24 protein-coding genes are annotated in these 25,908 nt (G+C 61.5%); 10 read left to right on the top strand and 14 right to left on the bottom strand.

Going from position 1 to position 25,908, the window contains the following annotated elements; all coding sequences use genetic code 11:
• Positions 1-89 precede the first annotated feature (89 nt).
• The 8 genes from J2Y41_RS10875 to J2Y41_RS10910 all read left to right on the top strand — a co-directional run bounded on the left by J2Y41_RS10875 (position 90) and on the right by J2Y41_RS10910 (position 9,307).
• On the top strand, positions 90-1,484 hold the full coding sequence (locus tag J2Y41_RS10875) for an SLC13 family permease (RefSeq protein WP_309928425.1): 1,395 nt from the start codon (positions 90-92) through the stop codon (positions 1,482-1,484).
• 41 nt (positions 1,485-1,525) lie between these two features.
• The gene (locus J2Y41_RS10880) at positions 1,526-2,755 is read left to right on the top strand and encodes a CoA transferase (RefSeq protein ID WP_309928426.1); all 1,230 of its coding nucleotides are present in this window, start codon (positions 1,526-1,528) and stop codon (positions 2,753-2,755) included.
• The gene (locus tag J2Y41_RS10885; RefSeq protein ID WP_309928427.1) at positions 2,752-3,600 is read left to right on the top strand and encodes an enoyl-CoA hydratase/isomerase family protein; all 849 of its coding nucleotides are present in this window, start codon (positions 2,752-2,754) and stop codon (positions 3,598-3,600) included. Before J2Y41_RS10880 ends, J2Y41_RS10885 begins: the two co-directional genes overlap by 4 nt.
• 88 nt (positions 3,601-3,688) lie before the next feature.
• Positions 3,689-4,270, top strand: coding sequence for an AAA family ATPase (locus J2Y41_RS10890; protein WP_309928428.1), 582 nt, complete (start codon positions 3,689-3,691; stop codon positions 4,268-4,270).
• Between the two features lie 145 nt (positions 4,271-4,415).
• Positions 4,416-5,312: a LysR family transcriptional regulator gene (locus tag J2Y41_RS10895; RefSeq protein ID WP_309928429.1), complete on the top strand. Its 897-nt coding sequence runs from the start codon at positions 4,416-4,418 to the stop codon at positions 5,310-5,312.
• 133 nt (positions 5,313-5,445) lie between these two features.
• Positions 5,446-6,543, top strand: a complete 1,098-nt coding sequence (locus tag J2Y41_RS10900) for a tartrate dehydrogenase (RefSeq protein ID WP_309928430.1) — start codon at positions 5,446-5,448, stop codon at positions 6,541-6,543.
• Between the two features lie 99 nt (positions 6,544-6,642).
• Positions 6,643-8,106, top strand: a complete 1,464-nt coding sequence (gene dctA, locus J2Y41_RS10905; RefSeq protein WP_309928431.1) for a C4-dicarboxylate transporter DctA — start codon at positions 6,643-6,645, stop codon at positions 8,104-8,106.
• Between the two features lies 1 nt (position 8,107).
• Positions 8,108-9,307 carry a glycerate kinase gene (locus tag J2Y41_RS10910; protein WP_309928432.1) on the top strand — a complete coding sequence of 400 codons (1,200 nt, stop codon included), beginning with the start codon at positions 8,108-8,110 and terminating at the stop codon, positions 9,305-9,307.
• A gap of 46 nt (positions 9,308-9,353) precedes the next feature.
• Here the strand turns inward: J2Y41_RS10910 and J2Y41_RS10915 are convergent, their stop codons facing one another.
• The 6 genes from J2Y41_RS10915 to J2Y41_RS10940 form a co-directional block, all read right to left on the bottom strand.
• A complete protein-coding gene (locus J2Y41_RS10915) occupies positions 9,354-9,857 on the bottom strand; it encodes a hypothetical protein (protein ID WP_309928433.1) in 504 nt (167 codons plus the stop codon).
• A gap of 269 nt (positions 9,858-10,126) precedes the next feature.
• Entirely contained in the window at positions 10,127-11,749 is a 1,623-nt protein-coding gene (locus J2Y41_RS10920; protein ID WP_309928434.1) for a DASS family sodium-coupled anion symporter, read from the bottom strand.
• Between the two features lie 151 nt (positions 11,750-11,900).
• Entirely contained in the window at positions 11,901-12,809 is a 909-nt protein-coding gene (locus J2Y41_RS10925) for a nucleoside hydrolase (protein WP_309928435.1), read from the bottom strand.
• Positions 12,810-12,889: 80 nt separating this feature from the next.
• Positions 12,890-13,750 carry a carbohydrate ABC transporter permease gene (locus tag J2Y41_RS10930; protein WP_309928436.1) on the bottom strand — a complete coding sequence of 287 codons (861 nt, stop codon included), beginning with the start codon at positions 13,748-13,750 and terminating at the stop codon, positions 12,890-12,892.
• Positions 13,747-14,634: a sugar ABC transporter permease gene (locus J2Y41_RS10935; RefSeq protein ID WP_309928666.1), complete on the bottom strand. Its 888-nt coding sequence runs from the start codon at positions 14,632-14,634 to the stop codon at positions 13,747-13,749. Before J2Y41_RS10935 ends, J2Y41_RS10930 begins: the two co-directional genes overlap by 4 nt.
• Positions 14,635-14,693: 59 nt before the next feature.
• Positions 14,694-15,995: a sugar ABC transporter substrate-binding protein gene (locus tag J2Y41_RS10940; RefSeq protein WP_309928437.1), complete on the bottom strand. Its 1,302-nt coding sequence runs from the start codon at positions 15,993-15,995 to the stop codon at positions 14,694-14,696.
• A 168-nt stretch (positions 15,996-16,163) separates the two neighbouring features.
• On the opposite strand from J2Y41_RS10940, the gene J2Y41_RS10945 reads away from it, so the two are divergent.
• Together J2Y41_RS10945 and ggt are read left to right on the top strand one after the other, a co-directional pair.
• Positions 16,164-17,144 carry a LacI family DNA-binding transcriptional regulator gene (locus J2Y41_RS10945; RefSeq protein ID WP_309928438.1) on the top strand — a complete coding sequence of 327 codons (981 nt, stop codon included), beginning with the start codon at positions 16,164-16,166 and terminating at the stop codon, positions 17,142-17,144.
• Between the two features lie 137 nt (positions 17,145-17,281).
• Positions 17,282-19,123, top strand: a complete 1,842-nt coding sequence (gene ggt, locus J2Y41_RS10950; RefSeq protein ID WP_309928439.1) for a gamma-glutamyltransferase — start codon at positions 17,282-17,284, stop codon at positions 19,121-19,123.
• Between the two features lie 12 nt (positions 19,124-19,135).
• Here the strand turns inward: ggt and J2Y41_RS10955 are convergent, their stop codons facing one another.
• From J2Y41_RS10955 to mpaM, 8 genes are read right to left on the bottom strand one after another with little or no spacing between them, the layout of a single operon-like run.
• Complete coding sequence (locus J2Y41_RS10955) at positions 19,136-19,750, bottom strand: NUDIX hydrolase (RefSeq protein ID WP_309928440.1); 615 nt, start codon at positions 19,748-19,750, stop codon at positions 19,136-19,138.
• Positions 19,747-19,932 (bottom strand): hypothetical protein, encoded by a 186-nt coding sequence (locus tag J2Y41_RS10960; RefSeq protein WP_224165391.1) that lies wholly within the window; start codon positions 19,930-19,932, stop codon positions 19,747-19,749. The genes J2Y41_RS10955 and J2Y41_RS10960 overlap by 4 nt, the downstream gene beginning before the upstream one ends.
• 28 nt (positions 19,933-19,960) lie before the next feature.
• Positions 19,961-20,650, bottom strand: coding sequence for a hypothetical protein (locus J2Y41_RS10965; RefSeq protein ID WP_309928441.1), 690 nt, complete (start codon positions 20,648-20,650; stop codon positions 19,961-19,963).
• Complete coding sequence (locus J2Y41_RS10970; RefSeq protein ID WP_309928442.1) at positions 20,651-21,400, bottom strand: hypothetical protein; 750 nt, start codon at positions 21,398-21,400, stop codon at positions 20,651-20,653. It abuts the gene before it with no gap.
• Complete coding sequence (locus J2Y41_RS10975; protein ID WP_309928443.1) at positions 21,397-22,107, bottom strand: ATP-binding cassette domain-containing protein; 711 nt, start codon at positions 22,105-22,107, stop codon at positions 21,397-21,399. Before J2Y41_RS10975 ends, J2Y41_RS10970 begins: the two co-directional genes overlap by 4 nt.
• Positions 22,104-23,786, bottom strand: a complete 1,683-nt coding sequence (gene mpaP / locus J2Y41_RS10980; protein WP_309928444.1) for a daptide biosynthesis intramembrane metalloprotease — start codon at positions 23,784-23,786, stop codon at positions 22,104-22,106. The genes J2Y41_RS10975 and mpaP overlap by 4 nt, the downstream gene beginning before the upstream one ends.
• Complete coding sequence (locus J2Y41_RS10985) at positions 23,783-25,015, bottom strand: YcaO-like family protein (RefSeq protein WP_309928445.1); 1,233 nt, start codon at positions 25,013-25,015, stop codon at positions 23,783-23,785. Before J2Y41_RS10985 ends, mpaP begins: the two co-directional genes overlap by 4 nt.
• Positions 25,012-25,830 carry a daptide-type RiPP biosynthesis methyltransferase gene (mpaM, locus tag J2Y41_RS10990; RefSeq protein WP_309928446.1) on the bottom strand — a complete coding sequence of 273 codons (819 nt, stop codon included), beginning with the start codon at positions 25,828-25,830 and terminating at the stop codon, positions 25,012-25,014. The genes J2Y41_RS10985 and mpaM overlap by 4 nt, the downstream gene beginning before the upstream one ends.
• Positions 25,831-25,908 lie beyond the last annotated feature (78 nt).

The following is a 25,908-nucleotide window of genomic DNA, read 5'->3' on the forward strand; positions in this document are numbered from 1 at the left end:
CTTTCTTATGACCTACGGTACAGGCGATTTCCCAAAATGAACCATTGGTTCATCCAGTGAACCGACGATGTTTGATTGGAGAACGGGTCTTGGAACAACAAATAGCTGCCCTCGCCATCTTTGTGGGCGTCTTTGTCCTGGCAACCCTGCGCAAAGTGCACATTGGCGTGCTCATGTTCGCAGCGGCTGCCGGCGTTGGAATTTGGATGGCTGGAATGACCATCGACAAAGTGGTGGCGGGGTTCCCCATCGGGATCCTCGTCCTGCTGGTAGGAGTCACGTATTTCTTCTCGATCGCCCAGGCCAACGGAACGATCGACCGCATCATCGAGCTGGCCATCACCAAAGTGGGTGACCGGGCTTTCTTTCTTCCCATCGCCTTTTTCGCGCTCACCATCGGCATATCGGCCATGGGCTCCCCCTTGGCAGGCCTGGTCATGGCACCCATCGGCATGCCGCTTGCCAAACGCTATGGCATCGACCGCATGCTGATGGGGATCGCCATTGGGTCCGGTTTGAGCGCAGGCGGCTTCGCCCCGACGAGCTTGTTCGGCATTGTCACGTACGGCACAGCCCGTGCGGCTGGGATTGACCTTGATCCCCTGGTCCTGTTCAGCGTCGCACTGGGAACCAATCTCCTTCTGCTGGCCGCCGCTTACGTCATGTTCGGTGGGTTCAGGCCTCTCAACACGCGTACTGCTGACGGTTTCGGCACCCAGCGGCCATCCTTCAGCGCAAGCCGCCCGACGCCGTCGCACCCCTTTGAGCGCGAAGGCAACATTGCCCGAGGGAAGCAAGCAGCCGTCCAGGTCCTTGACGCGGCCGCGGCGACGGAGGTACCGGCGCCGGAAGTACCGGCGTCGGCCTCAAAGCTCAACCGCAACCAAATCATCACCGTGCTGTGCATGGCAGGGCTGGTTGTCACCGTCATCTTCATGTCGGTCCTGGGCTCAAATCCGGACATCGGCGTTCTCTGCTTCGCATTCGCCTCGGTCCTCACCCTTTGCGATCCGCAATCCGGCAAATCGGCAGTGGCCAAGATCGACTGGTCCACGGTGTTGCTGGTTGGTGGGATCATCACGTTCGTCGGAGTCCTTCAGACCATGGGAGCCGTCGCGATGCTCGGCGAAGCAGCGGGCGCCGTCGGGACTCCCCTGCTGGCCGCACTGGTGATCTGCGGGATCGGCGGACTCATCTCCGCGTTCGCCTCCACCACCGGAATGCTCGCGGCGCTGGTTCCCCTGGCCCTTCCGCTCGTGGCTTCCGGAGACATTGCCGGGTGGGCGGTCATCGCCGCACTGGGCGTGTGTTCATCGATCGTGGACGTCTCACCGTTCTCGACCGTCGGCGCCACCTTCGTGGCCACCGTCGATGCAGACGAGCGGCCCCGTGTCACCAGGCTCCTTACCCGTTGGGGCCTGTCCATGGTGGTGGTCGGACCACTCCTGCTGGTCGGCGCCTTGGTGATTCCATCCAGCCTCTAGCCTTCCTTTGCACACTCTTCTACGCACGAAAGGTGCCCACAATGCTCAAACCACTCCGCGGAATCACCGTGGTCGATCTCAGCCGAGCCCTCGCGGGACCCTACTGCACCGCACTCCTGGCCGACATGGGCGCCAGGATCATCAAGGTCGAAAGCATCAACGGCGGCGATACCGCCCGTCAATGGCCGCCCTTCCAGGATGGCCACAGCCTGTACTTCGATTCCGTGAACCGGAACAAGACCTCGGTTTGCGTTGATTTCTACTCAGCAGAGGGACGCGACATCCTCTCCACGCTGATAGCCGGAGCCGACGTCCTGGTGGAGAACTTCAAGCCCGGCACCTTGGCGAAAATGGGGTTCGCCCCTTCGCGGTTGGAAGAACTCAATCCCGGGCTTGTAGTGGGATCCGTCACCGGGTTCGGCAACACCGGGCCCCTCAAAGACGACGCCGGCCTGGATCAGGTCATCCAAGGGATGTCCGGGCTGATGTCGGTCACCGGGCCTGGTCACGGTGAAACCTACCGCGTGGGAATACCGATCGTGGACATCACCTCCGGAATGGTGTGCGCGTTTGGGATCCTCGCAGCACTGCTCGGAGTCCGCAATGGTGAGCGCGTTGGCAACGTGTCCACCTCCCTTCTGGAGACGGCACTGAACCTGTCCGCCTTCCAGGGACAGCAGGCGCTCAGCCTTAAGGAAGCGCCCACAGCGCAGGGCAATAACCATCCCGTCATCGCCCCCTACGGCAAGTTTTCCACCGCCACCGAATCCATCAACATCGCTGTGGGCAGCGACAAACAGTGGAAGGCATTCTGTAGCCTGCTGGATATTCCCAAGGCTGTACAGGATCCCCGGTTCATCACAGGGGCGGACCGCTCGGCCAACAGGCAGCAGCTTAGCGAACTCATTGAGGCGTCCTTGGTGGCCAAACCGGCAGACGAATGGGTGCCGCTGATCAGCCAGGCGGGAATCCCCTGCGGCCCCATCTACGACTACACGCAGGCCCTGGCCTCCGAACAGGTCGCCGCGCTGGGCCTTGTCCAACACGGCCAGCGGCGGGACGGCTCTGAGCTGCCCCTCCTACGCGGACCGCTGACATTGGACGGGGAACCCAGCGAAATCCTGTCGCCCCCGCCGCTGCTTGGCGAACACACCACCGAAGTACTCATGGAGCTGGGAATGACCTACGACGACGTCACGCGGCTTGAGCGCGAGGGCCGCGTTCTTTGCGGGCCTGCCTCGGCTCCGGCCAAGAATGGAGCACGGCGATGAGCACAGTTTCCCAAGCTGCCCGTGTTTCCGCGGGCCGTGTTTCCCATGCCAGCCGTGTGGGCCGCATAGCGGTTTCCGTGGCTGATGGCATCGCTACCGTGGAAATCTGCAACCCTGCCCAGCGCAATGCCCTAACCAAGGCAATGTGCCTGGAAATCCAGGAGCTGATGCCCCAGCTCGATACCGATCCCGATATTGCCGTGGTGGCACTGCGCGGTGCGGGCGACACTTTCTGCGCAGGGGCTTCCATCAAGGAACTCTCGTCAGTGCTGTTGGACCCCCAGCCGGACGGGTCCGTTGTTGACCATCTCAGCCTGGCGGATCACGCCATTGCATCACTTTCCAAGCCCACTGTCGCCTTGGTGGATGGCGCCTGCATGGGCGGAGGATGGCAGATCGCCTCGGCGTGCGACTTCATCATCGCCAACCAGCGCGCAGTCTTCGGGCTGACTCCGGCCAAGATCGGCATCATCTACCCGCGCCCGGGCATTGAACGGCTGGTCCGGCTGGTGGGGCACGCCAACGCCAAATACATCCTCCTTACCGGGCAAACATTCACTGCAGACCAAGCCCAAGCGCTGGGTTTGGTGGCCGACGTCGTTCCTTCCGCGTCCTTTGAGCAACAATGCGAGGCGCTGCTCGAGTCGCTGCGGAACCGTTCGCGCTTCTCGATGCATTCCATGAAGCGCTTGGTGGACCTGGATGCCTCGGACGGGCAAACGGACATCGATCAGGAGTGGGCCGCCGCCTGGTCCGCCATGCCTGACAGCCCTGACATGGAGATCGGCATCAGCGCCTTCCTGAATCGGGAGCAACCCCGGTTTACTTGGCGGCCCTTTGGGTGAACGGGTCTTGCCCGGGAAGTGATCTATGCCTCAATCAGGGCACACCACTGGCCTCCCCTCCGTTGGAAGAGAGACGACGGGAGGCCCCATGCTCATTGTTCTGACAGGAATAGACGGCTCAGGAAAGACGACGGCGGCCCGCGCCTTGGTGGACTCTGCTCGCGCTGAGGGGCACAACGCGCTGCTGCTTAGCAACCATGCTGCACGCAGACGGATGTCGCTCGTTGCGGAGCGATTTGGGTGGAAGTTGCCGCCACGCGGTGCCGATTTTGTAGAGACGTGCATCCGCGTGGTCAACGTCCTTGTTTCGCATGCCCGAGCCCTGCGGTTCGACGGCTTGGTGGTCATGGACAGGCACCTGCACTGCCAACTGGCCCTGCGCCTCGCGGCTGGATTGAGGCGGGGCTGGTTCCTCCCGTGGCTGCAGGAAAAGCTCCCGGTCCCGGACCTCGTAGTCCACTTCGAGGTTGACCCGCGGTGTGCCCAACGACGGATCATGGCGCGCGGTACCGATCATGAAGAGTTGGCAGACCTGGAAGCGTTCCGAACTGCTTACCGCTCCCTGCCCGAGTTCGACGGCTTCATGCGGGTTGACGCCAACGGAACGCCAGAGGACACGCTCGCCCAGCTGAACCAGGTGATCGCCGGGAAGGAAACCGTCCGGGTTTGAACCCAACTGAGTCGCATTAGAGCGCGTTTAGAGCCGTCAAAACGCGCTCAGCTGCGACTCAGTTGGGTTCCGTTTGAAGGGATATTGATAGGCATAAACTATCGATGCCCTGAAACCTTCGCCTACGCCCAAAGGACCCCACACCGTGGATACGCGAAAACTTAAGTACTTCCTCGCCGTCGTGGATCACGACGGGTTCAACCGCGCAGCCGAGCATCTTCTGATCGCCCAACCGTCACTGTCCCAAACCATTGCGAGCCTTGAGAAAGAGCTCGGCGTTCCGCTCTTCCATCGAATCGGCCGGCGCGCAGTCCTGAGCGAAGCCGGCAAGGAACTCGTTGGACCGGCCCGCTTGGTGATGCGGGACCTCGACGCGGCCCAGTCAGCCGTCCAATCTTTGCGGGGTATGCGCAGCGGCCGGCTGGACATCATCACGATGCCTTCGCCAGGCATCGAACCTCTGACCTCGATGATCGCCGCCTTCACCAAGCTCCATCCCTGGGTCCGGCTGAACGTAGGCGCTGCTTTCACTCCTGAAGAAGTGATCGAATCCGTCCGTAGCGGAAGCAGCGAGATCGGTTTGGCGGGGTCGCCGACCCAAATTAAGGTGCCCGGCGTCGAAGTCCTGGAGCTTGAACGCCAGCCCCTGATCTTGATCGTCAATCCACAAGCGGACACGTTTGCCCCCAAAGCCACTGCCATCCAGCGCGGGGACCTCGGCGGCCATCGGCTCATCGCGAGCCAGCGCGGATCCCTGATGCGCTGGCTGGTGGACGATGCTTTGGCGCACGGTGTGGAGGTGGAGATCGTGGTGGAAGTCGCGCACAGGACGTCCATCCTTCCGCTGGTTCTGGCAGGGGTCGGCCACGCTGTGATGCCGTCGTCGTGGGCACCCACCGCACACAAAGCGGGGCTGAGGACGCTGTTGATCGAGCCTGTCAATTATCTGGATGTCGCAGTGCTGAGCCGGAAGGAAAATCTCACGCCTGCTGCCAGAGCGTTCCTGGACGTTGCCCGCAGCCACGGTGTCGAAGAGAACTGATAGGCCCTACCTATCAGCCGTATCGAAACTAAGTCTTGGACGCCAACTACCCCTCAAACGTCTACTTGAAGAGGAAGAACAGTGTGACCCCGATAACAGGCTCACTGCTAACAAACTCAACGAGGAGGTAGGCATGAGCGCCACCCAGAAATTCACCATCGCATCGATTCCCGCTGACGGCGTGGGCAAGGAAGTTGTCTCCGCTGGCCGTCGCGTGCTGGACGCACTCGCCGAGAACTCCGAGGGCAAGTTCGCCTTCGAATGGACCGAATTCCCGTGGGGTTGCGGCTACTACGAAAAGACCGGGCAGATGATGGATCCAAAGGGCCTTGAAGCTCTCAAGGACTTCGACGCCATCTACTTCGGAGCCGTTGGTTGGGAAAACGTCCCGGACCACATCAGCCTCTGGGGGCTGCGCCTGAACATCACCCAGAACTTTGACCAGTGGGCCAACATCCGCCCGGTCAAGTTCCTCCCCGGAATCCAGTCCCCGCTCCGCAAGGCTGACGATACCGAGCTGGACTGGATCGTCGTCCGCGAAAACAGCGAGGGCGAATACGCCGGCCTCGGCGGACGCAACCTGAGCGGCCGCGGTCCCGGCAATGAGGTCGCCCTCCAGACCGCGCTCTTCACCGAAAAAGGCTGCGAGCGCATCATGCGTTTCGCCTTCGATCTCGCCAGGACCCGCACGGTGAAGAAGGTTTCCTCGGTGACCAAGTCCAACGCCCAGCAGTACGGCATGGTCCTCTGGGACGAAACCTTCCAGCGTGTCGCCTTGGATTACCCTGACGTGCAGACCGAGAGCGTGCTGGTTGATGCGATGAGCGCCAAGTTCATCCTCAAGCCGGAGGACCTGTCCGTAGTGGTTGCCTCCAACCTGAACGCCGACATCCTCTCGGACCTCGGCTCCGCCCTTGCCGGCAGCCTTGGCCTGGCCGCGAGCGCCAATCTGAACCCGGAGCGCCGCTTCCCGTCCATGTTCGAGCCGGTCCACGGTTCCGCACCAGACATTGCGGGCCAAGGCATCAGCAACCCGATCGGTGCCATCGCCAGTGCCGCCCTCATGTTGGACCACTTCGGCCTGCACGAGGAAGCCCGCCGCGTGGAGGCAGCGATCGAACAGGCCACGGGTTCCGGTCACCTGACCCGCGACGTCGGCGGCGACGCCACCACGGACGATGTCACCGAGGCCATTATCTCGGCACTCGTCAGCACTCTCGCGGCTGTCTAACCCAACAGAGTGAACGTTCGACGGCGGCCGCCTGGCCGCCTTCGTAATTCCCCACATCCTTCAGCTTCTCCAGAGACATTCCACAATGAGGTAGGAATCATGGAACACATCACCACCGCCGGCGCAGCGGCCACAAGCAGGAAAGCGCCAAACAAGACCCGTTGGTACCGGCAGTTGTACTTTTGGGTGCTCACCGCGATCGTGGTCGGCATCGTCCTGGGCTGGCTCGCCCCGACTGCCGGCATCGCCATGGAACCCATCGGCACCACGTTCGTGAACGCGATGAAGATGCTCATTGGCCCCATCGTGTTCCTGACCATCGTGGGCGGAATCGCCAGTGTCGCCGACCTCAAGAAGGTGGGGATGACGGGCCTGAAAGCCCTCACCTACTTCCAGATCGGCACTATTTGCGCCATGGTCTTCGGCCTTGTGGCCATCAACGTTTTCCGTCTGGGTGACGGAGTCAACGCAGACGCCAGCACTATCAAGACCTCCGACTCGGCTGCGAAACTGATCGACGCCGGACAGCACCAGGAGTGGTGGCAGTTCCTGACGCACATCATTCCCAACAGCATCGCCGGCCCGTTCGTTGAGGGCGACATCCTGCAGATCATCTTCATTGCTGTGGTGTTCGGCATCGCCCTGAACGCCATGGGCAAGGTTGGCGCACCTGTGCTGGACGGCGTCCAACGGCTCACCGGCGTGATGTTCAAGATCCTGGGCTTCATCATGAAGGCCGCTCCGCTGGGTGCGTTCGGCGCCATGGCCTTCGCAGTTGGCAAGTACGGTGTCTCGTCGCTGACCAGCATGGGCGGATTGATTGCGCTGTTCTACGGCACCTCCATACTGTTCGTGATTGTTGTGCTCGGCTCCATCATGGCCATGCTGCGGCTGAACATCTTCACCATGATCCGGCACCTCAAAGAGGAATACATGCTCATCCTGGGCACCTCTACCGCTGAGCCTGCTCTCCCCGGCCTGATGCGCAAGCTCGAGCATGCCGGAGTGAAGAAGGAGACTGTTGGCCTGGTTGTTCCCACCGGTTACAGCTTCAACCTGGACGGCGCCGCCATCTACCTTTCGCTCGCTGCCCTGTACATCGCACAAGCCACCAACACGGATCTGACCATTGGCCAGCAGCTCGGCCTGCTCGCCGTGATGCTCCTGACTTCCAAGGGTGCGGCAGGCGTCGCCGGAGGCGGTTTCATTGCCCTCACCGCCACGCTCACCACGCTCGGCACCATCCCCGCGGCCGGGATCATGCTGATCTTCGGAATCGACAAATTCATGTCCGAGTGCCGTGCCCTGGTCAACTTCACCGGCAACGCCGTGGCCACCCTGGTCATCGCCCGCTGGGACCGCACACTGGACACCGACCGCGCCCGTCGCGTCTTTGCGGGCGAGACCGTGGAACCGATGCCAGCTGATGATGCCGTGGTGGTCCCTGTGGAGGACGAGACAGACCCCCTTGAGGCACCCAAGCACTCAGCCGCCGTCGTACCGTCACCTCCTGTACCCGCCGCCTCCGCCGACCGCCGTCCCGCCTACTCGGAATCCATTTGACATGACCAACACCACCGCCCCGAAGACCGTGCTCATCGCCCCTGACAAGTTCAAAGGCAGCCTCACCGCCGGCGAGGTTGCGGAAGCCCTGGCAGCGGGCCTCGGTGCCGCCCACGGCACATCCGGGGCGATCCACTGCGAGATCCTTCCACTCGCGGACGGAGGTGACGGCAGCGTTGATGCCGCCGTCGCCTCCGGCTTCGGCCGTTACAACTGCACGGTTGCCGGCCCCACGGGCCGGCCCGTCCAGGCAGACATCGCGTTCGACGGCGTCACGGCAGTTGTGGAGGTCGCGAACACGTGCGGTTTGGCCGTACTGCCTCAAGGTGACTTGGCGCCGATGGAGGCTTCGAGCCGTGGTTTCGGCGAAGCCGTGCTGTTTGCCTTGGGCCTTCGGCCCGCACGTTTGGTGCTGGCCCTTGGCGGCAGTTCCAGTACCGATGGCGGCATGGGCATGCTCGCAGCGCTGGGTCTTCGGTTCCTGGATTCGTCCGGGCTTTCCCTGTCAGGCAACGGGCATTCACTCTCACTGGTGCATTCGGTGTCCGGCTCGTTGGTCCCGGAACTGGCGGACGTGGAACTCATCCTCGCCACCGACGTCCACAACCCACTTTGCGGTCCCGACGGCTCGCCCGCCGTTTTCGGGCCGCAGAAGGGCTGTTCGCTCACTGATGTTTCAGCGCTCGACGCCGGTCTGACGCACTTCGTTTCGGTGCTCGCCGGCTCTGGGGCTGCTGCTGCGGTGGGTTCCTGGGCAGGCCGCGAGTCGCAGGCTGGGATCGCGTCCTTGGCAGAGCAGCCCGGTGCCGGCAGTGCCGGCGGGATCGGGTTCGCCTGCCTCCTGCTGGGTGCCCGCCAGGTTTCAGGCGCGGACTACTTCCTGGACCTTCTGGACTTCGATGCCCGCAAGGAGAATTGCGATCTTGTGATCACCGGCGAAGGCAGCATCGATGAGCAGACGCTCGCAGGGAAGCTGCCCGCCGCCGTCGCCCGCCGTTCCGGCACCCGGCCCATCATCGCCGTCGCCGGCCGCTCGCTGCTGCCGCAAGAGCGGTGGTCCGAGATGTCCTTGTCCTGCGTGTATGCGCTGGCTGACTACACAACGTTGGACTCCGCGAAGGATCCTGAGTTGTCCAGGAAGTTGCTTCGTCGGATTGGCAAGGACATCGGCCAAAGTGTGCTGGATGCTCTGGGCGTTTAGGACGGCGGTCCGCAGCTGGCCCGGAAACCGGGCCAGCCGTTCGGCTCTACTCCAGTTCTTCGCAGATGTCCCGCTGCTGGCCTGAACTCGTCACGAAAGTGAAAACGCCGGTCACAGGATCGATGTCGTAGACCAATTTGCCAATGTAATGCGTAGTTGTAGGCCCTGCAGGGATATCCGTGGGAAACAAGATCAGTCCGTTGTGGCCCGTTGCCGTGACCGTGAGCGTCCCATCGGCATTGACCCGGGTGCTGGCTACCGAACCGTCAGTCCGGATGGTGACAGACTCCCCGGTATCGAGGTTCGTGTACGTCAGGAGGACGCCCTTGCCGGCTTCGAGAACGCGTACCACGTTGCCGTCTTTGTCCTTGAACTCTGTTGTGTGGATGATGCCACCAGATCCATCGAGCATCAGCGCAAACGAACAGCCTTCGCCTGCTGGAAGCGAAATAGGTAATTGCAAGGCGGCTGCCGCCGGCACAGCGGGGTAAAGCATGGCAGCGACCAGTACTGCAACGGGCGCAAGCCTGAGCGCCTTTTTGTTTTTCATGGGGTTCCTCGATTTCGAGCGGAGCGAGTGTATTCCGCGGCACCATCCATGAGTTGTGGAGGGAGACCAGTGCCTGCGCTCACGGGACAAGTCCCTGACAGCGGCCGTTCCCCGCGGCCGCCTGGCCGATGCCAGTGAAGAAGGGCATCGCGGCTGAGATTACTCTCCATCGAATAGAAAAACCACACGTTGCGGCCTTCTTGGGCCAATCAGCCCCAACCGTCATACGAGCGGGCTGATCATAATGCCGGGAGCCTAAACAGCCCTGGCTAGCGGCCGATCCCTGTAGCCGCCACCATCACAGGAATGATGCCGATGATGAGCAGCGCTCCGATGACGTCGAACGCAATGCCGGTGCGGATCATCCGGGTGATCGGAACACAGCCGGAACCGTAAACGATCGCGTTTTGCGGCGTGGACACAGGCAGCATGAACCCAAACGAGGCCGCGAACGTGGCGGCCAACGCGGGCACCATCGGATCGATTCCCATCGCTTGGCAGAGTGGAATGACGATAGGGACCACGACGGCGGCCGAAGCCGTGTTGCTGGTCGTCTCCGAAATGAGGACGGCCAGAACTGCGGCGAATGCGGTGATGGCCACAAAGTTGGTGACGTTCAGGTTCTGGGACGCGGCGGTCCCAATGGTCCGGGCCAAACCCGTCGCCGAGAGCAACGAACCGAAAATGATGCCCGTCCCGAACAGGATGATGGTTCCCCAGTCGATCCTCGCGGCGTCGGTCCACGTCAGGGTGGCCCGGCGTTCCTTCCAGTTGGTCGGCAGAATGAACAGCAGCGACGCCCCCAGAACGGCCACTATTCCCTCATCCAGCCGGTCGTCCAGAAAATTGTAGATAGCGGAGTCAGTGCCCCAGACCAGGCTTGCCGCCGCAGGCAGTAACCAAAGGCACACGGTCATTGCGAAGGCGATAAGCGTGTTCACCTCGGCCCGGGACATCCGGCCTTGAAGGGCTTTTTGCTTGCGGATGTACTCTTCGACTCCTTCGAGCCGCCGGATTTCTGGCTTGTTGAGCAGGAACATGATCAGTGCGAGCACCACGAACATGACCAGGCAGAGCGGTGCCGCCGTGGCCATCCACTGGGCGAAGGAAATTCGTTCCCCGGTTGCTTCCTCGATCAGTCCACGGCCGATGAGGTTCGGCGGGGAACCCACAGGGGTAAGTAGACCACCAACGCTTGCACCGTAGGCCAGCATGAGCATCAGCGCAGCTCCAAGGCGGAGCCGGAGCGGGTCAAAGTCGGGCTTTACAACTCCGCGGTCCTGGAGGAGTTCGGCAATCACAGCAAGTATCCCAAGCGCCGTCGGCATCAGCATTGCCACGGTGGCCGTGTTCGACAGAAACGCCGACAGAATGCATGTGATGACCCCGAACGCGACGATCACCCGGTACGTGGACTTGGCCACCCCCGGAAATGAAAGTACTGCGTAGGCGAGTCTTTGCGCGATGCCGTGTTTGAGCATCGCCTGCGCCAGGATGAACGCCCCAATGAAGGTAAAGATCGTCGTCGATCCGAAAGGAGCAAGCACGTCACCCGCAGGGGCGATTCCGAGCAGCACGATAGCCGCCACCCCAAGAAGTCCTCCGACCGGGATGGGCACAGGCTCGCAGATCCACAGGATGATGACCGCCAACAGCACGGCGGCGAGGAGCTGCTGCGTCCGGTCCATGGGCACTGGCAGGAGGGCAAAAACCACTGCCACGGCTGGGGCGAGGAACAGCCCGAGCGTTTGGCGGCCTCGTTCGAACTGTTCTTCCTTGGGTGAGAGGGTCTGTTCGCTGAGGCTTCGGAACGTTTTCCCACCCAACAGCGCAGCCGAAACGTCAGTCCGTGCGGGCGGACCCGCGGAGCCTGCTGGCAAATCGGTTGGCATCCCCGTCCTTCCCCTGCGCAGAGTCAGCCGCTCTTCAATCACCCCAAGTGGGCATCAGCGTGCCACTGTTTGGCAAGGATTCCAAGCACGGGGATGCCGTCACTGCTGAACGAAGCACGCGCTTCGCCCGGCAGTGACGGCATGATCAGGCTCAGGGAGTCTCGACGTCGTGCAGCAGCCTGCCCGCCTTGACGATTCTGGTGCTGATTTCGTTCGCGACTGCTTGCGCGTCGATGGTGGTGACGCAGCGAACCCTGCCCTCGGGATCAGGGGTGAACGTGCTCAAGCCCGCCGAATCGCCGTCGCACGTGATCGCGACAGTACCGGGTGTGGACACTTCGAAGAGCTCCGGGCGAAGCAACGTCAGGACTGTGATGGGGTCGTGCGGGACATTCCATTCCTCGTTCCAGAACGCCCACCATTGCCGGATATCGGCGTCGAGCGCTTCTCCCAGCGGGCCGGCCGCAGCGATCAGTTCGAGCTGGTCCCGGCGCATCTCCACTTGGCGGGTCACTTCAAGGCCGGTGACGGTGATGTTGAGGGAGGATGCGAAAACGGTCCGAGCTGCTTGGTCATCACTGCGGAAATTGTGCTCGGTCTCGCCCGTGCCGAACGCTCCGCCCATGATCCACAGATGCCGCAGATTGCGCTCGAATGCTGGATCAGCTTCAAGGGCCGCTGCGATGTTCGTTAGGGGTCCGATTGCCATCACATCGATCTCGCCGGGATGGTTGGCGACTTCCCGCACGAGATACGCGACAGCGTCCTCGGACTCGATGATTTCCTGCGGAAGTCCTTCATGCAGGGAACCCTCGTGGCCGGGCCACCACACTTCGCGGCCTGACTTCGGACTGGCAATTCCTTGATATACGGCGATATCCCGGCCTGACAGTTTGCCGAACCGCTTTGCGAGACGCGCCCGCAGCAGTGTGTCGCCATATACGGTAGTGACGCCAAGGAGTTCAGCCTCGGGCGAGCCAAAGATCAGAGCCAAAGCCAGTGCGTCGTCGACGTCGGATCCAATGTCAGTGTCAAGAATGATGCGGTGCTGAGCACCCATGGTTGTTCCTTCTGTAGATTGCTTCGGGCAGGGCTGTGCCATGCCGAGGTGGTTGATAGGCCGAGGTGGTTGATAGGGAGTTACTTGAGCCCGGTGGTAGTGACGGACTGGATGAAGAAACGCTGGAACCCAATGATGATGGCGAGCGGAATCACTGTTAGGACTATCGATCCAGCGAACATCACGCCGTAGTCCACGTTGAACTGGCCTTGGAGGTTGGACAGGGCGATAGGACCCAGGATGTGCTGCTCGTCCGTGCCATTGAGCAACGGCCAAACGTAGGACTGCCATTGGAAGAGGAAAAGCGTCAGACCAGCACCAATGAGGGACGGAACCGATAGCGGCAGATAGATCCGCCGGAAGATGCCCCACCACCCCAATCCGTCCAACCGGCCTGCCTCCACGAGATCCTTAGGGATGGCCAGGAAGAACGTGCGCAACAGGAAGATCGCCATGCCGTTGCCCAGACCGGGAAGGATGAGCCCGGCATAGGTGTTCTGCAGGTTCCAGTCACGGAAGAGATCCGCCAAGGGAATTGCGATGGCGTCGAACGGGATCAGGAAGCTCACCACAACCACCACAAAGACGGCGCCGCTTCCACGGAACGGAATGGCAGCCAGGGCGAACGCTGCCATGGAACAGATCACGAGGCCGATCACCACCGTGGCCGCACTGACGAAAACCGAGTTCAGCATGGCCAACCCCAGGTTGCTGCGCAGCAGCTCGGCATAGTTGTCCAGGTTCGGCGTCAGGGTGAAGAACGTCTCCCATTGCAAGGGGTTGAGGTAACGGAACGTATCGCCGCCGGGCCGGAGCGAATTAACGAACGTCCACCAGAGCGGGATCAGGAACAACAGCCCAACGCAGGCGCCCAGGACACTCAGCGCGATGTAGCCAAGGGTCCGGCGGCCCGGAGCTTTGGTGGCGGCTGCCGCGCTCATGCCGCATCAGAGCTCCGAAGCAGCCGGAATTGCACAGCAACGACGGCGAGGGTCAGTAACACGAGAATGATCACTTCCGCTTGGGCTTTACTAAGATCCCCGAGGGTGTAGGCCCGGGTGTAGATGTCATACATGAGCAGGTTGCTGGAACCTGACGGACCGCCCTTGGTGAGTATTTGGACGGGCGCGAAAATCAGGAAGTTGGAAACGGTGTCGGCAACCAGGACGAAGGCAAGAGGTCGACGGACCAAGGGGAACGTGACGGACCAGAGCTTCCGCCAGGCCGAAGCTCCATCAATGGATGCGGCCTCGTAGAGTTCGTTGGGAACATCGTTGATACCGGCGATCAGGAACAGCATCCAATAGCCGACCCCGATCCAGCTCAAGAGCACCATGATGGAAGCCAGCGACTGCTGCGGCGAGGTCAGGAACGGCTGCGCCGGAAGTCCCAGAAGGTCCAGGAATGAATTGCCCAGGCCGTCCGGCCGGTAGATTACGCTCCACACAACCGCAGAAACTGCAGGAGGGACTGCTATGGGAAGGACAACCAGGGAGCGCCAGACCTTCGCCCCGGCAGCCTTGCGGGTGTAGAGAACGGCAAGCAAGAACGACACAGCAATCTGGAGAGGGTTCACGATTGCCGAAAAGACGAGCGTCACTAAGAGGGCGTTGTTGAAGTCTGCATTGCCAAAGAGATCTGCATAGTTCTCAAAGCCCACAAAGACTGTTCCGCCGCGCAGAAAGCTTTCCCGGAACAGGCTCTCCCACAGGGCCACGGCCGCGGGTGCAAGACGAAGCACTATCAGGCTGATCAAGGCTGGGGCCAGGAAGGCGCCCGCTACTGCCACCAACGATGCACGCCTCCTGCGACGGGCCGGACGCATAGCCACGGCTCGATGCTGCGTTGCAGGTGGACGCTTGATTGTTTGCGACGGGGACATGGCTAGAGCCGCTTCCAAGCATCAGACATCTGTTGAGCTGCCTGCTTCAGCCGCTCATTGACCGGACTTCCATTTCGGATATCCGCGAAGGCCTTGCCCATGATTTCTTCAAACTGGATGTAGCCCACACTGACAGGGCGCGGCTTGGCCGTTTGACTGTTTTCGTGTGCGATCAGCTCGGCCAACCCCTTGCTCTTGTCGCCACCCAGCGCCTCCAACTTGGGCAGATACTGGGCCGTTGCAGCGCTGTTGGCCGGGATGATGGTGGTCGCTTCGGTGGTGGCGAGGTTTCCCGCCGGATCCAGGGACGCAAACTCCAGGAACTTCTTTGCGGCAGCCTTGTTCTTGGATGCGGGATTGATGCCCCACGACCACGAACCTGTTGGCGTTACCTGGCTTCCGCCCTCGAAGTACGGCATGGGCGCCACGCCCCAATCGATGTTCGACTTAGCAAATCCGCCAACATCCCAAGGACCTCCAACGAAGTACGCCACATTGCCGGAGGTGAATACCGGACTGGTCTGGAAGCCGCCAACACCCCGCGGAGAAAGCCCTGAGGAGAACGTGTCCGCGTACCACTGCATGGCCTTTTCCCAGCCGGCATTGTTGATGTCGGTGGTCAGCATCTTGTCACCCGTGATGCCTGAACCTCCACCGGCGGACTCGGCGAGCGGCTGCAGCTGGTAGTACGCCTCTACCTGTTCCAGCAGCAGGCCGTATTGCGTCCCCGCGGCCTGGACCTTCCTGGCGTCGGCAACCACCTGTTCCCACGTCATACGGTGGGCCGGATCGACCGAGGGGTGCTTTACGCCTGCAGAATCCAAGGCCTTCTTGTTGAAGAACAGCATCTGGGTGGAGTTCCAGATGGGCAAAGCCCAGAGCTTGCCTTCGGAGACGTTCACAGCGAACTGCGCATCAGGAACGGCGGCCTTGGTCTGCTCTTTCAGGTCGCTCAGGTCCTCAAGGAATCCCTGGGCAGCCAACTGGGAGAGCCTCGGCTGATCGACGGTGTAGACATCGATCGTGTCGTCCTTGGCGCCAAGCCGTTGTTGAAGTGTTGGGTTGAGTTGGTCAAAAGGCACCTGCGAGTACTTGACGCTGATGTCGGGGTTCTTAGCCTTGAAAGCTGCAATGACTGGTGCAAACGTCGCAGGGTCTTCAGGACCAAGCAGGTTGACGGTTCCTGTACCTGGACCCTCGCTTCCCATTGCCTGACCTGGATTCTGGGAGCTCGTGGAGCAGCCGGCGAGGAAGATCGCACCGGCGGCAAACAGCGACGTCGCTGCTAGGAGTTTGCGCTTCACGGGAAGCCTTTCTGGAGATTGAGTCGAATGCGAGAGGAGCATCTAACCGGTTAGATTACTCGGCCAAAATAGCTTTGACAAGGGATTCCCAAGAGTTCAAATGGCAAGCGGCCGGCCTGTATGATCAACGCATCTACCCGGTTAGACCCCCGACATGAGGAGAAGCCAATGCCGACAGCCAGAGACGTGGCAAAACTGGCTGGAACGTCCAACGCTGTTGTGAGCTATGTGTTCAACAACGGGCCCAGGGCGGTTTCCGCAGATGCGCGGGAACGCGTACTCAGGGCTGCCAAAGAACTGGACTACAAACCAAACGCGTTGGCTCGTGCACTAAGTGCTGGCAAAACCATGTCCATCGGCCTCATCGTCCCGGACATCGCCAATCCATTCTTTGCCGAACTTGCCCGTGCGCTGGAGGTTGCCGCTGCGGATCGCGGCCACCTTCTTTTGATTGGCGACTCCGCAACTATGGAGGAGCAGGAACGCCGCCTGATGGAGTCATTCATTGAAAGGAAAGTCGACTCCATCATCCTTGTCTCACTCTTGGACGAACCGGACCTGAAACCGATCAATGTTGCCGGCCTGCCTGTCGTGGCACTCCACCCACTGTCCGCCGGGCAACGTGCGTCGTCGTTGAGCATCGACTACGAGCAAGCCGCCTATGTGGCTACGCGTCATCTGCTGGACGAGGGCTATCAGAGCATCGGCCTGCTCAATGGACCGGTGGACTCTGTGGGCACCCGGCAACACACCTCGGGTTTCGAGCGCGCCGTCGCTGGCACGTCCGTAGCTGTCTCCCGGCGGGCTTCACCTATCTCCCGGGCTGGAGCAGCCGAGGTTGCAATGGAGTGGCTCCGCGCCTCCGATGCCCCGAGGTCCATCTACGCAACAACCGACGAGCAAGCGCATGGTGTCCTCTTCGCCGCGTACACCCTGGGACTTGCCGTCCCGGATAAGTTAGCGGTGATAGGGGTCGACGGCACCGCAGCCTCCGCGTTTTCCGTGCCTCCCCTGTCTTCCATCCGGCAACCGACACAACTCATTGCGAACCGTGCCGTGCAAATCCTCATCGACGGGACCGGTGACGGAACTACCGTGACCGAACTCTTTGACTTCGAGCTGATCGTTCGCAAATCGTCCCGCGCCTGACAAGCCGGACCGTTCAGAGGCTGAGCCCCATGGCAGCTTTTGGCGGCGAAAACAACCGTTGAATCTCCCCAAAGCCCCGGAGTAGGGTGGCCGGACCGTCCAACCACATCATCGTCTGGGAAAGATCTGGGAGAACCATGACACATGTGAGACGCCAACTGGCTGCGGTCACCGCAGCCCTGGCCCTGAGCGTGACTAGCGGAGCGGTGGCGGGTCCTGCCTTCGCCGATCCTCGCGAAACTGACAAAAACCCCACTGCCACTGGGTACGGCGGCGCGGTCAGCACGGTGGATCCGGAGGCTTCAGCGGCCGCCATCGAAGTCCTCCGCAAGGGCGGTAACGCTGCGGACGCGGCTGTGGCCGCAGCTGCCACGCTGGGCGTCACGGAACCGTATAGCGCCGGCATTGGAGGCGGCGGCTACTTCGTGTTCTACGACGCCAAGTCCAAGAAAGTCAGCACCATTGATGGCCGCGAAACGGCGCCGGCAACTATGCCGAACGATGCTTTCATCGATCCCGCCACCGGCAAGCCCTATCTCTTTACGACCAAGAGGCCCGAACTGCCAACCAGCGGCGTCTCTGTCGGCGTCCCCGGTACCCCTGCCACGTGGGAACGCGCACTTGAGCGTTGGGGAACTTTGGACTTGGGCGAGGCACTAAAGCCGGCAATCAAGGTAGCCAACCGAGGGTTCGTGGTAGACGAGACGTTCCGGAACCAGACTCTGGACAACAAGTTCCGTTTCAACACCTTCACCTCCACCCAGGACCTTTTCCTCCCCGGAGGCGACGCTCCCGCCGTCGGGAGTATCTTCAAGAACCCCGAACTGGCCGAGACCTACCGCCTGCTGGCAAAGCAAGGCACCAGCGCTTTCTACACGGGTCCGCTCGCAGAAGAAATTGTCTCCGCAGTAAAAGCACCGCCGAAATCCGGCGAGACTGACCTGCCCGTACCGGTCGGGTTCATGACAACGGACGATCTCTCCGGGTACAAGGCTCTCGACCAGGATCCAACGCACGTGGAGTACCGCGGCTATGACGTCTATGGAATGGCGCCATCCAGCAGCGGTGGAACCACTGTTGGCGAGTCGCTGAACATCCTGGAAAACTTCGAGCTCAAGGACATGCAGCCGGTGGACGCGCTGCACCACTATTTCGAGGCCAGCTCGCTGGCGTTCGCCGACCGTGGCGCTTATGTGGGCGATCCGGCCTTCGTCAAAGTCCCGACTGACGTCCTCACCGACCCGGTTTTCGGCAAGGAACGCGCCTGCGAGATTGATCCGACTGTTGCAGCTCCCAAGCCGGTTACCCCGGGCGACATAACAACGTACGACGGCGCGTGCCCGGCCGCGGCTGCACCGCTCGCCGACGAGACGGACACCGAGAACATTTCCACCACCAACCTGACGGTCGCCGACAAATGGGGAAACGTGGTGGAGTACACCCTGACCATTGAGCAAACAGGTGGATCCGGAATCGTCGTCCCCGGCCGCGGATTCCTCTTGAACAACGAGTTGACTGACTTCAGCGCCGAATACAAAGCGACTGATCCCAACAGGATCCAGCCAGGCAAACGTCCCCGTTCCTCGATGTCGCCCACCATCATCCTGCAAGACGGCAACCCGTTCCTGGCCCTCGGTTCGCCGGGCGGATCTACCATCATCACCACCGTGCTGCAAACCATCCTTAACCGCATTGACCTGGGGATGGATATCTCCGAGGCTATCGCCGCTCCGCGGGCTGCTCCTCGAAACGGTCTCACCGTGAGTTCCGAGCCGGCGTTCATTGATGCTTACGGCCCCGCGCTGGAATCGTTGGGCCATGATCTGGTCCCGGCCGGTGATGCTTTCACCTCGGCGGCCGAAATAGGCGCAGCTACGGCGATTGAGTTCGGCGAAGGCGGAAAGCTCACGGCTGCAGCTGAGCCGACGCGTCGTGGAGGTGGATCGGCGATGGTTTTGAAGCCAAGCAGCGGGCCGTGATTGATGTACGTATTAGCTAGGAAACAGGCCTCGGACTGTCGCCTGAAGCTTGTCCAATGCAGGGCTCCGTTGGTTGCCGGCAGGTTGGGTGTCGGCAGCGAACTTCATGAGTCCGCGGCAGGCAAGTCCCGCGTCTGTCAGCTCACCGCTCAAGAGGAAGTCCATCAGCTCGTCACTTGGCAATAGCCGAACGAAGCCCGCCTCGGACGCGTCCCACAAGGGGTCGCTGCCGGGGCGGGCTTCTGCTGCGATGACGAGGTGTTTGCGCTTGGTTGAGTTGGCGGACCACCACTCGGATCCTGCGTAGTAGATGGCCGACGAACCATAGCCCGTTTCCTCCGCCAACTCGCGTCGGGCCGCATCTACCGGAGTTTCATTCTCGTTCAAGTAGCCCCCGGGCAGTTCAAGCAAGGTCTTCCCTGCGCCGACGCGGAACTGCTCAAACAGCACCACCTCGGTTCCGCCCTCCGTGAAGGCGAGAACCGCAGCGGAGTCCGGGCTGGCAATGACGTCCCAGGTAGAAACGGAGCCGTCAGCTTCCAGGTACGTGTCCTGGTTGATGGTGACAAAACCTTTGTACGCCCGCGTAGTCCAGAGTTTTCGCCACAATTCATCCAAATTGCTCACTCTTGGCGGTTGGTCTTGAGTTCCCGGCAGAATCTCCACAACATCACCAACGAAGCCGCCGCGATGATGATTCCGGAAATAAGGGACCAAACAGATTCGCTGCTGCTTGAGAGGAAAATATAGACGGCGTAAGAGGCCATGGTGAGGGCGAGAAGAAGCCATACCAGCGGTTTACGATTCACAATGAGTTCCTTGATTTCTTGATGGTTATCAGGCCAAGTCACGCTTGGAGAACACGTCGCAGGCTGCCCCCAAGACGATTAACAGCCATGCAAGAGCCCCGGAGAAAGACCCCGACGGCGGTATGTGGACTGCCGCTTGATTCGCCCAGTCGGCAGCTTGGAACGGAAAGAGGTACGCCCCGGCATTGCCCAGGGGCAGGACCTGCGGAACCACCAGACTCAGCGGAACTGCGAAGAGGCTCACAAGATGGCTACGAATGAAGGACCCGATCGCGAATCCCCAAACGGATCCCATCGCCGCCATGCCAGCGAAGGCCAGCACCACCTGTGGGCTGGCCTGCCATCCTTCTGGAAATAGTGCTCCGGACAAGCCGAAGGCGACACCGACGATCACACCGCTCAGGAGTGCTGCAAGAACTGTTGTCAGAGCTCGGGCAATAAATGCCGGGATCCTTTGGAACAACAGGACCCGGCGGGTAAGGCACCCCGCCCGGAAGTCGGCCGTGAACGAGCAGGAGCCCATCACGCCCGCACCCGTGAGCATGAGCGACAGGCCTGCCTCTCGGAAAGGTCCTTCGGGAGAAGGACCACCCGTGGTGGGTTCCAGATTGGCTGCCACCAGGAGCGTGCCCAGTAGACCGAGAACAAGCACGGACGCAATCCCGGAGCCTTTCCACAGCCACGGCCGGCGAAGATCGGCAAGAAGCGCGGGCACCACCTAGAACTCCTTTCTCTGGAGCACCGCGACGAGGCAGGCGCCGGCTGCGAGTAGCCACGCCAGCGACACCAGGAACGCGGAGCCTGGTGGAAGAAGGCCCTCAAAAGGCAGGGAGGCAATGCCCGCCAACGCGCCGGAGGGCAGCCAACGCCCTATTTCGGGCTCGTTTGCCACGACGGGCAGTTCGACGGCGAGCGGAATCAACATGGTGACGATCGTCGTCGCGTAGTAATGCCGAATAATCCAGCCCAGCGAGCAACCCCACAGGGAAGCAACAGCTGACGCGGCCACGACGCCGGGCAAGGACCGCCAGGACTCTGGGGAGAAGAGTTCTGCGCGCAATTCCGGTGTCAGGGTGAAAACGACGCTGGCTCCCCAAGCCAGAATTCCCGCCGCCAGGGTGCCAAGGCCAACCACGAGCGCAGCAGCGTACTTGACCGCCACAAGCTGTACTGGCCCGGACATCACTACGCTGTGTCGGAGCGTCCCGTAATAGGACTCCCGTGTCACGAGGTAGCTCCCGGCAAACGTGGTCACGATCGCAATGCTGGTGGCCAGAGCCCAAAACGCTTGAATATTTTCCGTCGCGGACAGCTGATCTGCACTATCCGGCCAGCCCAGGAAGTTGGCCACGAACCAGGGCACCAAGGCGCTGAAGGCCAGGATGCCCAGAATCGAATAGCCGCTGAAGTACCTCAGTAGCTCTGCCCGTAGTCCACAGGCCCAGTTGGAGTGGGGACGCCCCGTCACCGGGCACCCTCCAGGATCTTGAAATACGCCGATTCGAGGCTGCCGCCACCAAGAACCTTCGCTTCCTCAAGGGTCCCGTGGAACAACGTCCGCTGCTTCAGGATGACGACGTCGTGGACCACTTGTTCGAGCTCCAATAGCTGGTGGCTTGAAACCAAGGCACTCCCGCCGGATTCGGCGAACCCGTGGAGAAAGCCGCGCAGCCACTGGATGCCTTCCGGGTCCAGACCGTTGGCAGGCTCATCGAGGACAAGCAGCCGGGGGTTTCCGATGATCGCGGATGCAATCCCGAGCCGTTGTTTCATGCCCAGCGAGTAGTCCCGGACCTTCCTGTCCGCGTGGGCTGCAAGATCCACCTGGTCCAGGACCCGCTCAACGTTTTCCCTACCCACCCCTGCTGCCAACCGGCAGATCTGCAGATGGCGGCGCCCCGTTAATCCGGGCTCCACTTCCATCCCGTCCAAGTTCACTCCAACCTTGGTGGCCGGCCTCTTGAGCGAGCGATAGTCCAGTCCGAAGACCGTTGCACGACCCGACGTCGCCTTCACCAGGCCTGTCAGCCCGGCGAGCGCCGTACTCTTTCCGGCACCGTTGGGGCCGATCAATCCCACAACCCGCCCGGCCGGCACATTGAACGTTAGATCGTCGACGGCAAGCTGTTGGCCCCTTCGCTTGCTGAATCCCTCGAAGCTGGCGTGGATTGTCATGAGTGCCCTTTCGTTGAGTCGTCGGGTTCGGCTTGTCCGGGCCATAACGGCGAGTGTGAAATGGCTTGCCAGAGCCACTCCGCCACATTCGTTTGACGCCCGTTGGTTACCTCCGCCCGCCCCGATGCAGGGAGGGTGGCGCTTCCTTCCAACTGGCCGACGTACGCCAACACGGGCAGGGTGGTGTCTGCGAGCGCTATCGGGACTACGGTGTCCACCGGTGCCATGGTTGACGACGGCGGGTGGTCGCCAATGATGGCCCGGCCGAGGTTTTGATGGATGATCATTCCCTGCGACTGCAAGGTGACGCTGTCGCCCGGTTCCAGCGATTGATCGGCAGCTTGGTTGGAAGTCACGATGAGCAGCTGACCATTCACATAGGTGTAGCCCGCAATGGTCACAGGACGTACAGGGATTACGACGAGAAGCGTCCCGATGGCAAGAGTTCCCAGGAGCATGATGACGGCATGCCTCCACACTGGGCTGCCATTCTGCGCGGCCATGCGGAAAAACTGAATCAAGCTTCTGCAAGCCACCACGATGAGCAGGCAAAGGACGGCAAACACCACAATGTGCCCTGCATAACCGAGCTGCAGGAAAATCGGCACGATGCGTTGGAAGCCAATGACCATGAAGCCGACACCTGCAATGGAGCTCGCCAACCCGAACCAGGGAAGCAAACCGTTACCACGAAAGGTGGCGCGCGCTCCAAGAAACCTTGAGCAAAGGACGTCGGCCAATGCCTTTATGGATTTCCGGCGAAGGTGGGGAATGTCCACAGCGGACATCAAGGCAACGTAACCGTCCAACTTGATGAACGGGAAGAGATTCAAAATGGCGACGGCCCAACAAATGACCCCATACAGCAGCGCCGCATCTTTCACCGAGGAAGCCGGTAGGAAAGCCTGCGCCGCCAGCGCAATGCTCCCTAAGCCAAGATGCACCAGGGGCCCGGCCAGGGCAATCACAACCCGCTGCTTCCGGGAGCTCAACCGCCAGCCATCGGTTACGTCGCAGAAGAATGCCGGAGATAGGTAGAACAACATGATGCCAATGCGTCGAGGCGTACCGCCAAAGTAGCTGAGGGCCATTCCATGGCCGAGTTCATGCAACAACGTGGAGGCCAACATCGCACCTGCAACATTGACGTATACATCCAGGGCCAGTGGGCGTGCCAAGACCCGCCAAACGTCCGGCCCAGCTGCCAGGGCGCCGAGGATGCCGCCTATGAGGAGCAAGGCAACCGGCAACGCAGCTATTGGCCGCGCCATGGCAGCAACAACAGGCCGGAATATCGTCAGGAACGGCGCCGGATTGAACAAGGTGAACTGCACCGTTAACGGTGCCCGGAACTGGACCCTGCGTTCCCTCGGCGGGTGCGCACCGCCGTCGAAGATGCCGGTGTGCGTCAGCTGGCGAACGATTCCCATGACGTCGGCGGCAGTCCAAGGAGGCCCAAGGCGGTGGGCAACCTGGGCAGGATTTTTCTCGCCGTCAATTGTCCTGAGCACAGCAGCTACATCTGCTGAAACGCGAGCTTTGGGCACACTGTTCATGGCAACAATCCAAGGACCGCCATCGCGTAACGGTTGATCAATGGAGGCCGATGCGGCCAGCTGCACCGGCCACTGGGCTGGTACCGGAACCTTGGGTGGTCCGGACAGATATGGCCTTCTCATATCAGTGGGTGCGGTGTTGTGGACGAGCCGGATGGGTCACCGACAGATCCTGGGGGCATACGGACCAGTCCTTTGGTTTCATCCATCGTCAACGGAACCGCGCCTGGGCAAATCGCCTTGCCGGCTACCCAGCCGAGCTCCTGAATGGCTGCTGGGAGGCGGTGGGTGAGGCTGACCCAGTGCGACTGAATGTCACGCCTCGCCAAGTACTTCACCAGGGCATCGACGTTCGGTACGTGTTTGACCGGCGGAAAGTGGGCGGGTCTGAAGGTTCGAACCCACAAATGCAGTTCAGCCAAGGCCTGCCCGGTGGTCCAGAAGTCAGCACGGGATTCGTCGTCTGTCACCTGCGATGATGAAACTGTTGAGGGCGTTCGTGCCAGGAAGAGTTCGCGGATCTGCAGGCCTTCCTGGAGGGCTCCCGCCAGTGCGACGACGGGATCGGCTGCTGCCTTGAGGCCAACGGCACCGAAGTGCCCGGGCTCCCGGGGGCCGGTGATGACGCAGACCGCTACATGCAACGGACTTTCATTGTGCGGAATGAAAGCGAGGGTGGGCTCAATGCCTGCAGCGCGTGCAGCCGCCACGAGCCGCAGGAAACTCCGTGTCCCGGGCGCGTCGAGCACGTCTGCCGGCATCGCCCCAGACACGAACTTGTTGAGCGGAATCCTCTGGCGCCATGCGGAAAGGAAGGCATCCCGCTCAATGACTTCGCCGATGCCGGATACTTGCGCAAAGCGGTCTGACGGCCCGGAAGCTGCGCCGTTCGGCGAAGGGTCAAAAAAGCGGCTCCAAGGTTCGGGAGACGTGGAGGCGCCGACGCTGTAGTCCACCACGGCAGCTGGCACGTGCGATTCCTGGCCCGTCAGCAAATCCGTTGCCCGGTACCACGGGAAGTCGAAGGCGAGGGCAGATGCGCGGCCCAACCCTGCGGTGACGAAATCGATGCGCTTGTCCGTTCCGGCGCTCCCGGCAAGAAGATGTTCGACGTCAGCCGCGCCGGGCACCAACGCGAAACGCTCAACGGCCTCGCCAGCGCCCCGTGTCATGGAGGACCGCTTCTTCACGTCAAAAGCTCCGACGGCGGTTGCGAACCCTTTCCCATCCGGGCGCCCATTTGCCAGCGAAGCTACGGTGCGCCAGAGCCCAACATCGTTGGGCAGGTAGACCGTCGCCTCGGACACCAGCCCGAACGAAGGATCAAGAGTACGTACAGGATCGATGCTCACCTGCCACACACCCACAACTCGATGTCGTTCAGCCCCGGCACCGGGGTGGCGATGCGGACAGGCCGCCGTTCGAGGATAGTGAGACCCTCTGCCAGCACTTCCTCCTCGATGAGGCTGTTACTGACGAAAGCGATGTCGCTCGAATACGCGGACGATCGGTACGTACCCTCTTCATTGAAGCCGACATGGATCATGGTCACGTGTCGGGCCCCGTTCATCGGATCACGACTTTCCACGGTGATGAGGAATGCGTCCTCGCCCAGCGCCGAAACTGTCGTGCCACCGTCGTGTCCTTCCGAGGCCTGGTGACTGTCCGCGTTGAGTACTGTCAAGAGGAAGCGGCCGCCGGGCGTCAAGCAGTCACGGACGCGGCCGAACAACTCCCTCCTGCCATGAGGATCCAGGAGCGTGATGGAACTTGCGCCGAGAACGACGCAACCGTAGCCGCCGTCGACCTCAAATCGGGACATATCCGCTTCGACCAGCTCCACCGCCACCCCGCGGGGATTGAACGCCGTGGTTGCGATCCTTTCCGCGAGTATCGCGAGCATTTCCGGCGAAGAATCGACGGCGGTCAGCGGACGTCCGAGGGCAAGGAGAGGGCGGGTGATCCGGCCCGATCCCGCAGCCAGTTCAAGAATGGGGCCGGTGGTTTTTCTTGCCGCAGCCAGGATCTCGGGAAGTTCAGTCAGGTCGCCAGCAGTGATCTGATCGTAAAGGCGTGACCCTGAAACGCTGTATAGATCCTCGGGTGGATCCATGTGGCCAAGGACGCGAAGGATGGCATCGGCAGATTTGTCGGGCGGGGTATTCATCAGCTCGTGTTCTCCGGGAGTTGGTTGGTGTCCGGTTACACGCGGGCGGCAGCGAAAGGTCGCGCCGCCCGCGTGCAC

It is taken from the genome of Arthrobacter sp. 1088 (assembly GCF_031455315.1).
Classification (GTDB): Bacteria; Actinomycetota; Actinomycetes; order Actinomycetales; family Micrococcaceae; genus Arthrobacter.